Below are 10,492 nucleotides of genomic sequence, written 5' to 3' on the forward strand. Positions count from 1 at the left end.
CACGAACGGTATGCAGCGCCGGATCCCCGACTATCTGGCGGTGGAAGGGCTGACCACGCTCAACACGGTGTCGACGGTCTTCACGTTCGTCCTCGGCCTGTCATTCCTGCCGTTCTTCTACAACGTGTGGAAGACCGCCAAGTACGGCAAGAAGATCGAGGTCGACGACCCGTGGGGCTACGGCCGTTCACTGGAATGGGCGACTGCCTGCCCGCCGCCGCGGCACAACTTCGTCGTACTCCCCCGCATCCGCAGCGAATCCCCGGCCTTCGACCTCCACCACCCCCAAACCGAGGCGCCGACACGGGAGTTGAGCGCGCGGTGACGGCCACGGAGGGCCGTGGGCTCGTCGGCCAGATCGAGGGATATCTGCTCGTCGCCGCGACCCGCGAGGAGGGCCGTACCGCAGCCGAGCGCTTCTGCGCCCCGCTGGCCTCCTGGCTGACGGAGGCTCAGCGGAATGAGGTGGAGCGGCGGTTCGAGTCGGAGTACGTGAGTCTCGCGCGGCGGTCGTGGCAGCGTACGGCGGAGCGGGCGGAGGAGTTGCGGGCAGAGTACGAGGCGAGGTACGGCGCGCTGCGGCGCCGACTGCTCGCGGGCTGGCTGGTGGCGTGCGCCGGGGTCATGGTCGGCGTGGGACTCGTCGTCGCGCTGTGTTGAGGATGCGGCTCCCGGGGCCATACTGGCCGTCGTGCGCGTAGCGATCATGACGGCGGGTTCGCGGGGCGACGTGGCCCCCTACACCGGTCTCGGGCATGCACTGGCCCGGGAGGGACATCAGGTCACCCTGGTGACCCATGGCTGTTTCGAGCGGTTGGTGGCGGGCTCGGAGCTCGGGTTCCATCCGCTGCCCGTGGATCCGCGGGCGGAGTTGGAGTCCTCCCGCGGACGGGGGCTGCATCGCAGCGCGACCGGAGTCGGGAAGCTGATGCGGGTGGCCGCGCTGGCGCGGGCGCTGGTGGGGAAAATGGCGGACGATCTGGTGGCAGCGGCACGTGAGAGCGACATACTGCTGCTCTCCAGCTCACTGGCCCCGCTCGGGCGGACCGTCGCCGAGGGGCTGCGGCTGCCCAGCATGGGCGTCTATCTCCAACCCCTCGCCCCCACCCGGGAGTTCGCGCCGCCCGTGCTCGGGGGCGGTTCCCTGGGCGCCCTCGGGAACCGGGTCGCCGGACACGGAGTGAACCTGGTGATGGACCGTATATTCGCGTCAACGCTGCCGTCGGTGCGGGCCCGCCTGGGACTGCCCCGCACCCGCGTCCGCGAGCTGCCGGTCCTGCACGGCTTCAGCCCGCTGGTGGTGCCCCGACCGCGGGACTGGCCGCGCGGTCTCGACGTGACCGGGTACTGGTGGCCCTACGACCGCGACGCCCAACTCCCCGCCGAACTACTGGACTTCCTCGACGCGGGCGACCCGCCGGTCTTCGTGGGCCTGGGCAGCGCCACGGTGCCCGATCCCCGAGGGCTCAGTGCCCGGATCGTGCGGGCGCTGCGGCGGGCCGGGCTGCGCGGGGTGATCCAGCGGGGGTGGGGCGGTCTTGAGGCCGAGGGCGCCGACATGCTGACGGTCGACGAGGTGCCGCACTCCGCGCTGTCCCCCCGGATGGCCGCCGTGGTCCATCACGCGGGCGCGGGTACGACCGCGGCAGGGCTGCGCGCCGGGGTTCCGGCCGTGCCGGTGCCGATCCAGTTCGACGAGGGCTTCTGGGCGGAACGGCTGGTCGCCCTGGGCGTGGCGCCGCGCTCGGTTCGGCTGCGCGGGCTGACGGCGGACGCGCTGGCACCGGCCCTGGACGAAGCCGTACGCCAGACCGCGTACCGCGCCCGGGCGCAGGCCCTGGGCGCACGGATCCGCGAGGAGGACGGCACGGCGCCGGTTCTTGCGGCGGTGGAGCGGCTGGCGCGCTGAAAGGGCGCTTGGTTCAGTGTCGGGCGAACTGGACACTGGTCGTCTGTGCGACGTCCGGTCGCAGCGCGATCCCATTGACGGTCAGTCGTTCGCCGTAGATGTCGGTGATCCTGATCGCGCCGCCGCACCCGCTGCCGTCCTCGGAGAGGAAGTAGTTGTACTCGGTACGGGGCAGCTGCCGCCAGCCGCCCGCGGTGCCGACCTCCAGCCGCGCGACCGGATTGCGGTGGCCGATCGCCTGGATGCCGCACCAGTGGGTGCTGGATCCGGTCTTGTACCGGATGGAGATCGTGTCGGACGTGCTCGGGCTCAGCAGGCTCCAGGTGATCGCGATCCGGCCTTGATTGAGGTCGGCGAGCTTGGCGAAGGCCTGTTTGCTGAGGTCGAGTTGGCCGGGTGCGCAGGGCAGGGGGCATTCGTTGGTGATCAGAACCTTGACCGTCTTGCCGTTCGCCGCGCGGACGAGCACGTGCGCGCCGCACGCCTTGGACGTCTCGTAGTCGGTGGTGTTCATCGCCGCGACCATGAGGTCGTCGCTGGGCCCGAACAGACAGGCGCCGTCGCCGTCCCCGGCGTCGTAGTGGGTGGCGACCCCGTCGTAGGTGGTGCCGGGCCGTATCCGCCCTGCCGAGCCTGCCGCGGCGGACGTCGCCCGCGGGGACGCCTTGGTGGCGGAAGGCCGCGCCGACGCGGTGGTCGCGCCGGCCGTCGGCGTCGGGGATCCGGTCGGGCTCGGGGTACTTGTCGCGGTCGGGCTGCCGGTCGGGGTCGGGGTTGGCGTCACCGGAGTGCCGGCGGCGGGCGCGGCCACGGTCGACCCCGTGTCGGCCTCGCGGTCGGGGAGCAACGCCATGACCAGATAGGCGAGAACACCGGTGACGGCGAGCGCCACCGTGGTGCCCACCATCAGCGTGCGCCTACGCCTGCGCTGCCGAGCGGCCTGTCTCGGTGTGTTCATGCGTGTCCGTTCGAGGGATCGAGTCGATGGTGCACTGTTCAGTGGCCACAGAGGGCGCAAAGGTTGCCACCGAATTCACGCCCATGACTGACATCTGCCGCGCGTTTCCTGTCCTCGAACGCCCCCTGCACAGCCGCCTCGGCCGTGCAGAGGGCGCTGCGGTGTTCACGTCGAACTCCTTGCCGAAGCCGACCCTGCACGACGTACTCAGAGAAGACGTACTCAGAGAACGCGCACCGCACCCGTCGCCCGGTAGCCGGAGAGATCCTGGATGACGACGCCCTTGGCCGGGTTGGCCGCGTCGAGGTACTGGCCCTGCCCGATGTAAACGCCCACGTGGTACGCGGAACCCTTCGCACCCCAGTAGAGGATGTCGCCGACCTGCAGGTTGGAGGGCAAGACCCCGGTGTCGACCGTCGACTGGTACTGCACGACACGGGGAAGGTCGACGCCGGCCTGCCTGAGCGCGGCCTGGACGAGGCCGGAGCAGTCCCAGGCGTTGGGGCCGGTGCCACCCATGACGTAGGCATCGCCCACCTGCGCCTTGAGGAAGCTGATGACCGCCGCGACGCTGCCGCTGGCAGGGGTCAACTCCGTCGAGATCGAGGTGAGGGTGGTCCGCTCGGCAGCCGCCTTCGGTGCAGCCTCGGCCTTCTTCTTGGCCTCCGCCTTGGCTTCCTTGAGGTCCGCCGCGGCCTGCTTGGCAGCCTGGGCGGCCGCCGCGTCACGCTCGGCCTGGAGCTCGTGGTTCGCGGCCGCCTGCTGGGTGGCGTCCGCGGCGTTGAGTATCTTCGACACGATCCCGGGCCAATGGGCCGCCACGATTCCCTGGTGGACGCCTCTCCCACCCATCGCGGCATCGCGCGGATGATCGACACCGCCGGCCAGGGCCGGGGACACCCCCGACACGCCCAGAGTGAGGACCGCGGCCGGCAAGGCCAGAGAGTGCCATCGCATGTTGTTCTCCTTCGGAGAGGGCTGCACTGGGAGCCCTGGCGAATGCCGACAGCTCCCTGTCCGTACGCCCCGTACGACCCTGGACAGGCCGGGTGCATTGCGGCATTCCGAAGGATTTCTTGTGCTCTGCATCACGATCAGGCGAGCAGTCCCTTGGATCAGCAGTTCGCTCGGCTCCAGAAGAAGGTCGCGCGCCCGCCGGCACCACCCGCATCCCGCCCGAGGCCACGCCGGGAGAAGCGGCGCCTGGCCCTGGACATGGTGAACCGCTCGACGATGGACGACACGTCAGCTCCTTCTCTCGGGACGGGTGTTCGGGCGGTGGTCATACCGTCCAACCGCTGACCGCTGACGCCCCCGAAAAAGATCTATCCGATTTGGCGTAATCGCTCGCGCCCCGTCGTGCTCTCCCTGGACGAACCCCCGGCCCCGAATCCAGGAGACACACGTTCATGCACACCGACTTCCTTGTTGTCGGCAGCCGCGACCGGTGGGACGAGAGACCCACCGTCGTCAGGAACTGCGCGCGACGTGCCACGCACAGCACCGACATCACCGAGCGCGCAGGCATCCCGACTGAGAGGCGCACCTCGTGAGCACCTACCGCCTGGACGTCCCCGAACTCCACCGCCGTCTCGACACCCGACGCCGGGAACTCGGCCTCACCTGGCGCGGTGTCGCGCAGCAGACACGGCTCGCTCCGGCCACGTTCAGCCGGATCGCCAACCGCCACTCACTCGAAGCCGACGCGCTCGTCACCCTCTTGGTCTGGCTCGACCTCGACACCGGCATCGCGGCCTTGATCGAACCCGGCGACGAACGGCTCCTCTAGCCCAGGCTGCGGACGGGCCTTCCAGCCGAAGCGCGACGGCAGCATGCGCGCTCACCCCTGCCTCAAAGCCGCCGAATGACCGCAGCTCGCCTCCTGCTCGCCGCGTCCGCCCTCATCCCCACAGGCGCCACCGCCCCGCTCACCGTCCCCATCCGCCGCGAAGATCACCGGAGCAAGGCCATGATCCCGTTCCTCCTCCTCGTCAGCACGCTGTGCCTGTCCACCGGCTGTTACATCGTCTACCGCATGAGCTCCCGCGACCACGCCACCACGACCGACACCCCCGCTCAGGAGGAGGCCGCGTTTCTCGCCACCGAGCGCACCCGCTTCAACAAACTTGTCGCAGGCCTCGACCCCCAAGCCCGCAGACTCCGCCAGGACCAGCGCAACATGACCGACCGCCACAGCATCAACACGATCACCATCGACACCCTCGACGCCCTGTACGCCGAACGTGACCGGCTACGCGAGCAACTCGACAAGGCGCACCACCGCTACGGCTCCCACAACGGCAGGCAGGACGCCCACACCGCGCCCCGCCAGGCCACGAACCTGACGAGTACCTGGACGCCGCGCACATAAGACACGCCGTCAAGCAGGCCGCCGAACTCCGTGTCCAACTCGCAGACGTCGAGACCAAGCGGGTCGGCGTGTATCGCGAACGCGCCCATCTCCTCGCCTGGCTCGCCTCCCTTCACCACCCCAACGCCTTCCTGACCGCGGCAACCGGCATCGACGAACCCGGCTGGAAGCTGCTGTACCTCAACAGTGCGGGACACAAGCTCTGCTGGCACATCGCCCCACGTGACGTCGAGTTGTTCGATCACGTGATGACTGTGCCGTCCACCGACCCACGCGTGCAGTGGGACGGCCACACCACCGACGAGAAGTACCAGCACATCCGCTCGCTGACGTTGAGTGAGAAGGGCGCTGCCGTCCGCGCCCCGGTCCTGCCCGCTCGTGCTCGCGGCGCGAAAGCGGCCCCGATCCCCGCGACCGGCCACAGCAGTACCCCCGCCATGGCCGCCCGGTCGAACGTCGACGCCCTCCTCGACGCCTACGCCCACCGAGGCAGAGTCATCCAGCAGGCCCTCCGCCTGGTCAACGCCGCCATCGACGCCCCATCCATCGACGCCACCGAGCAACGCCCCATGCACGACTTCGCCCACAAGATCCGACACGCTCTCCTGGTTGCCTCACCGAGAACCGACACCTGAACAGACGAACTGACGCCGTAACCGGAGCCACTCAATATGACTTACGTCACCTTCTGTGAGTAGCGAAACCTTTGTTGAATCTTTTGTCATCTACGCTGACGAACTCATTCGCGCCCCCTCCGCAGGCAACTGGAGCGTTCCTGCCATGACCGACGGCTTCCCCAAGGTGCCCGCCCAGCCGACGAACCCTGTATCGGCGTCCGATGCCACCGCCTCGTACGCCCGTATCTACGAGGAGGAACAGCCGCGCCTCGTCGCGTACGCGCGCTCGCTCACGCGGAACTCCTGGGCCGCCGAGGACCTCGTGGCCGAGGCGCACTTCCGCGTCTGGCGGCGGCTGGCCGCCGGGCACGAGATCGACAACGTGCCCGCGTACCTCACGACGACCGTGCGTCACCTCGCGATCGCCGCCGGCAGCGCGGCGCGCGAGACTCCGCAGGACCCGTCCGTCGCCGAAAGGGCCGAGGGGGGCGAGGTGGGCCCGCAGGCGGCCGACCCCGCCGAACAGGTCTCGTCCGTGGACCTGTTGGTCCGCGTGCTCGGCCAGCTCCCTGAGCGGTGGGTGCGGGCCCTGTGGCTGGCGGAGGCGGAGGGCCAGCCGCTGGAGGCGGTCGGGGAGCGGATCGGCGCCAAGCAGGGCGCCACGGCCGTACTTCTGCACCGCGCCCGCGAAGGCATGCGCCAGGCCTTCCTGCGCTCACAGACCGGCGCCCCCGACGACCCCGCGTGCGAGGTGCACTGGGTGCGTATGCCAGCGTATGTGCGGGGCAACGCGACAGCTCGACAGTCGGAACGCCTCCTCGGCCACGTGGACGGGTGTGACGAATGCCGGGGCCGTCTCGCGGTCCTGATGCGCGCCAACGACCGTCTGCCCGCACTCATCGGCCCGGCGCTGTTGGTCTTCGCCGTGGGCGGCGCGGGCAAGTTCCTGCTGTCCTTCGCCGCGGGGTCCGCCGGCGCGGCGACCGCCACCCTGAGCGGCCAGGGCGGCGGCCTGCTGCACTCCGTACGCCAATCCGTCACGGGCGGGGGCTCGGCGAAGACGCCGACGGCAATCGCGGCGGGTGCGGCGGTGACGGGAGCGGCCCTCGCGCTGGTCATCGCCCTCGGCACGGGCGACCCGGTCCCGGTCCAGGAAGCAAGGGCGCCATTGGCGGAGGCGCCGGTGGCGCGGCCGACGGAGGAGCCCCGCATAGGGATGGACGCGCCGCAGGAGGGGCCTGGCCTTGGGGTGGACGCGCCGCAGAAGCGGGGTGGCTCGGGGGAGCCGCGTGAGACTGGGCGGGGTGAGGAGCCCGGGACTGACGGTTCGGGCGGTGCTGCCGCTGGGGCCGTGGCTGAGGAAGTGGCTGCGGTTGAGGCGTCGGACGCCGATGAGTCGATGCCGTCCGGGGGCGAGCCGGCGGTTGAAGCCCCGGTGGATGACGCGCCTCCGGGGAACGGAACAGCGCCGGGAGGCGAAGACCCGGCTCCTGCGCCTGCTGAGCCCGTGAAGCCGGTCGAGCCTGCTGAGCCCACCGATCCCGTTGGACCGGCCAAACCCGTCAAACCGGCCGAGCCCGCTGAACCCGCCAACCCCGCTGATCCCGTTGGACCGGCCGAACCGGCCGAGCCTGCGGAACCGGCCGAACCGGCCGAAGGGAAGCCGGAAACGCCGGTATACGAGACGCCGTAGCCCGACGGACCACAGGCCCCTGAGGTGGAGGCCCCCGAGGCCGAGGTCCCCGAAACGGAGCCGCAGGAGCCGGAAGCCCCGGAATCCGAAGCTCCCGTAACACCGACACCGGAGCCGACCACCCCAACCCCCGCGTACCACGACCCCGTTGAGGAGGCCCCGGAGACAGAGGCGCCTGAGGAGGAGGCGCCGGAGGAGACCGAAGTCCCGGAGACCGAACCCGCCTCCACGACCGATCCCACACCCGCCCCGGAGCCGACTCCCTCGCCCCCCGGAGGCTGCGGGTACTGACTGGGCCGGTCCGCGACAACCACCTCCTGCACTCCCCCACCTGGCGGCAGCTTGCTGGCGGCGGCGGTGGACGCCGACGACACCCAGCTGGTCGTGCACACCCCCGCAGCGGGGCGACACACCTGCCAGTCCCGTTCATTACCTCCACCGATCGGCTCACCACCAACCCGGACTTCGACCGCTCCGGCATCGTCCGCCTCGTCGGCTACGGCCGCGCCAATCACGCGGGGAACGGCGACGACGACGCCCTCGACGCGGTCGTCCGTGGGGACGAGAAGCTGCCGGTCGACAATGAGGCGAACACCGACAGCAACCGTCACTTCTACGGCTTCTAAGCGATCAATACGGGCGATGGCCAGAACTCGCCCGAAGCACAGCTCGAAGCCATGGTCCGGGTATCGGCCGCTCTCTGCCGCGCCCACGGGTGGCACGCCGAGTCGGTCATCGCCCACAAGGAGTGGCAGCCGGGCAAGCCGGATCCGGCCGGGGTGGACATGGACATGCTGGGCGACCGGATCGCCGAGCGGCTCAAGCACTCCGCCAGCTGGTCGCCGACCGCCCCGAAGCCGCCGGCACCGAAGCCCCAGCCGCCCACCACGGAGGAGCGGCTGACCGCCCTGGAGACGCGCGTCACCGCGCTGGAGAAGGAGTCCCGATGAGGATCTCGAAGTACGCCAAGGCGGTGGTGTCCGCTGTTGCCGCGGGCGCGGGCTCGCTGTCTGTCGCGGTCACCGACGACACCGTGCCCGCCGCCGAGGGATGGGCCGCGCTGATCGCCGTGCTCGCCGCCCTCGGCTTCACCTGGGCCGTGCCCAACCGGCAGGCAGGCGAGGACGGCAGATGACTGTGCCCGACCCGGGCTTGTACATCAGCCCAGCGCAGACGTATCAGGAGGTGCGGGACCTGGCGAAGACGGTGGGACGGATCGAGGCCAAGCTCGACGGCATCCTGAACGAAACCAAGGACATCCGCACCGACCTCTCCGACCACGAAGCCCGGCTCCGCGCCCTGGAGGCCATGCCGAAGAGCAGCGACATCGAGCCCCGCGTCACCACGTTGGAGAAGGGCCCGATGGCCGCTACCGTCACTGGCCGCCCTGACCGCCATTGGCGCTCTCGCCGTTGCCCTCTACCAAGCCCTCGGCGGCTGACCCATCTACGCCCCCTGCACGGCCCCAACGCGGGCCGTGCAGGGGGCGATTCGACATGCCCGGACCACGTTGTCGACGGCCACGGTCCCACGCTGCCCCGGCGGCGTACCGTGGCCACGTGGCAAATGAAGACCTGGGGCGAACTCTCCGACGCCTGCGCCGCCTGGCCTCCCTGACACAAGAGGATCTGGCCGAGCGCTCCGGCGTATCCGTCGACGTAATCCGTCAGCTCGAACAGCGCCGGAAGCATTCGGCGCGCCTGCCCACCCTGCACGCGCTGGCGAACGGTCTCGGGGTAGAGCTGACCACACTCCTGGGAGACCCTCCCGCCGTCGCCTCGACGGGAGAGAACGACGGGCCACGCTTCGTAGCGGTGCGGCGCGCCATCATGCCGGCGCTCTGGGGGCCGGAGCCAAAACCACCAGGACCCGACTTTTCGTTGGCCGCCCTGCGCGAGCAGATTGCGGACGGCTGGACGCAGTACCACGCAGCCGAGTTCGACACCGTGATGAAGTCGCTGCCCGACATGATCTCGGATGCGCGCACGGTCGCGGCCTCGGCCAACGGCGACGATCGGGGCGCCGGTTTCGCAGCGCTGGGCAAGGCCCTCCAGCTCGCCGGGCACGTCGCCGTTCGGATGGGGAAAACGGACCTCGCCCTCATCAGCCTGGAGCGCGCCATAGACGCCGCGGGACGATCCTCCGACCCCCTGCTACGCCCCATGATCGTCAACTCTGTTGCGTGGACCTACCAGCGGCAAGGGCGCCTCAGCGACGCCCTGAGCATCGCCCTGCATGCCGCAGACGACATCAGGGACAGCGGGCACACGGACACTGCTGACGGCCTGAAGGTCTGGGGCGCGCTGACCATGTCCGCGGCCACGTCTGCCGCTCGCAGCAACGACTACGACCGGGCCTCCGCGTTGATGGCGAATGCGGAGAAGGAAGCGGCCCGGGTGGCCAAGCTGCCGCAGGGCAGCGACAACCGTATGGTCAGCGTGTTCAGCCCGTCATCGGTACGCATTGAGCGCGTCCGGCTGGCCGTTCAGTACGGCCACCCTGAGGATGCCCTGACGCTGGCGAAGGGGATGCGGCTGGGCAAGGACGTGCCCCCGTCCTGGCGGACGTGGCTGCTGCTGGACGTAGCCCGAGCCCATACGGACCTCGGAGACTCGGCCGGGGCCGTGAAGGCACTGGAGTCGCTACGCCGCGTGGCGCCAGCATGGATTCAGCACCACACCTTGGCCGTGGCCATCGTGCGCGACCTGTGGGCACTCCCTAACCACCCGCCGGGGCTGCGGCCGTTGGCAGAGTTCCTGGGGGTTGGCGACTAGCGTCGCGAAAGTGGGACGTTCCATCCCTGTCACCCTGCGTAGCGCGCCGATTCCATGAGTCGTGCAGCGCCCCGGCGACCGCGCGAACGGCCCCGGGGCATGGCCGACTGGCTGGAGTCGACATGGCCGAGAGTACGCAGACCCCATCGCCCGCGCGCAACCCCGACGGA

The 10,492-nt window shown here is 70.2% G+C and carries 12 protein-coding genes and 2 pseudogenes; 11 read left to right on the forward strand and 3 right to left on the reverse strand.

From position 1 onward, the window contains the following. The 3 genes and pseudogenes from H4N64_RS43035 to H4N64_RS43045 form a co-directional block, all read left to right on the forward strand. Window positions 1-325, forward strand: a pseudogene (locus tag H4N64_RS43035) (aa3-type cytochrome oxidase subunit I); the annotation flags it as partial. After that, a complete protein-coding gene (locus H4N64_RS43040; RefSeq protein ID WP_186288073.1) occupies window positions 322-660 on the forward strand; it encodes a hypothetical protein in 339 nt (112 codons plus the stop codon). The pseudogene H4N64_RS43035 and the gene H4N64_RS43040, both read left to right, overlap by 4 nt. A gap of 46 nt (window positions 661-706) precedes the next feature. After that, on the forward strand, window positions 707-1,909 hold the full coding sequence (locus H4N64_RS43045; RefSeq protein WP_186288083.1) for a glycosyltransferase: 1,203 nt from the start codon (window positions 707-709) through the stop codon (window positions 1,907-1,909). Window positions 1,910-1,922: 13 nt separating this feature from the next. Here H4N64_RS43045 and H4N64_RS43050 read toward each other — a convergent pair whose 3' ends face one another. The 3 genes from H4N64_RS43050 to H4N64_RS46125 form a co-directional block, all read right to left on the reverse strand. Beyond that, entirely contained in the window at window positions 1,923-2,867 is a 945-nt protein-coding gene (locus tag H4N64_RS43050; RefSeq protein ID WP_186288074.1) for an expansin EXLX1 family cellulose-binding protein, read from the reverse strand. 222 nt (window positions 2,868-3,089) lie between these two features. Continuing rightward, window positions 3,090-3,824, reverse strand: a complete 735-nt coding sequence (locus H4N64_RS43055; protein WP_186288075.1) for a C40 family peptidase — start codon at window positions 3,822-3,824, stop codon at window positions 3,090-3,092. A gap of 158 nt (window positions 3,825-3,982) precedes the next feature. Continuing rightward, window positions 3,983-4,111 (reverse strand): hypothetical protein, encoded by a 129-nt coding sequence (locus tag H4N64_RS46125; protein WP_260860378.1) that lies wholly within the window; start codon window positions 4,109-4,111, stop codon window positions 3,983-3,985. 305 nt (window positions 4,112-4,416) lie between these two features. Here H4N64_RS46125 and H4N64_RS43060 point away from each other — a divergent pair, with 305 nt between their 5' ends. From H4N64_RS43060 to H4N64_RS43095, 8 genes and pseudogenes are all read left to right on the forward strand, one after another. Beyond that, window positions 4,417-4,656: a hypothetical protein gene (locus H4N64_RS43060; RefSeq protein ID WP_186288076.1), complete on the forward strand. Its 240-nt coding sequence runs from the start codon at window positions 4,417-4,419 to the stop codon at window positions 4,654-4,656. 75 nt (window positions 4,657-4,731) lie between these two features. Next, a complete protein-coding gene (locus H4N64_RS43065) occupies window positions 4,732-5,238 on the forward strand; it encodes a hypothetical protein (RefSeq protein ID WP_186288077.1) in 507 nt (168 codons plus the stop codon). A gap of 68 nt (window positions 5,239-5,306) precedes the next feature. Further along, window positions 5,307-5,873, forward strand: coding sequence for a hypothetical protein (locus H4N64_RS43070; protein WP_186288078.1), 567 nt, complete (start codon window positions 5,307-5,309; stop codon window positions 5,871-5,873). 145 nt (window positions 5,874-6,018) lie between these two features. Further along, the gene (locus tag H4N64_RS46265; protein WP_186288079.1) at window positions 6,019-7,548 is read left to right on the forward strand and encodes a sigma-70 family RNA polymerase sigma factor; all 1,530 of its coding nucleotides are present in this window, start codon (window positions 6,019-6,021) and stop codon (window positions 7,546-7,548) included. Between the two features lie 470 nt (window positions 7,549-8,018). After that, window positions 8,019-8,498, forward strand: a pseudogene (locus tag H4N64_RS43080) (N-acetylmuramoyl-L-alanine amidase); the annotation flags it as partial. Continuing rightward, window positions 8,495-8,683 carry a hypothetical protein gene (locus H4N64_RS43085; protein WP_186288080.1) on the forward strand — a complete coding sequence of 63 codons (189 nt, stop codon included), beginning with the start codon at window positions 8,495-8,497 and terminating at the stop codon, window positions 8,681-8,683. The pseudogene H4N64_RS43080 and the gene H4N64_RS43085, both read left to right, overlap by 4 nt. Further along, window positions 8,680-9,165 carry a hypothetical protein gene (locus H4N64_RS47100; protein WP_186288081.1) on the forward strand — a complete coding sequence of 162 codons (486 nt, stop codon included), beginning with the start codon at window positions 8,680-8,682 and terminating at the stop codon, window positions 9,163-9,165. The genes H4N64_RS43085 and H4N64_RS47100 overlap by 4 nt, the downstream gene beginning before the upstream one ends. Further along, entirely contained in the window at window positions 9,108-10,322 is a 1,215-nt protein-coding gene (locus H4N64_RS43095; RefSeq protein ID WP_186288082.1) for a helix-turn-helix domain-containing protein, read from the forward strand. The genes H4N64_RS47100 and H4N64_RS43095 overlap by 58 nt, the downstream gene beginning before the upstream one ends. The last annotated feature ends 170 nt before the right edge of the window (window positions 10,323-10,492 follow it).

The sequence above is a fragment of the Streptomyces cupreus genome (genome assembly GCF_014257025.1).
Classification (GTDB): domain Bacteria; phylum Actinomycetota; class Actinomycetes; order Streptomycetales; family Streptomycetaceae; genus Streptomyces; species Streptomyces cupreus.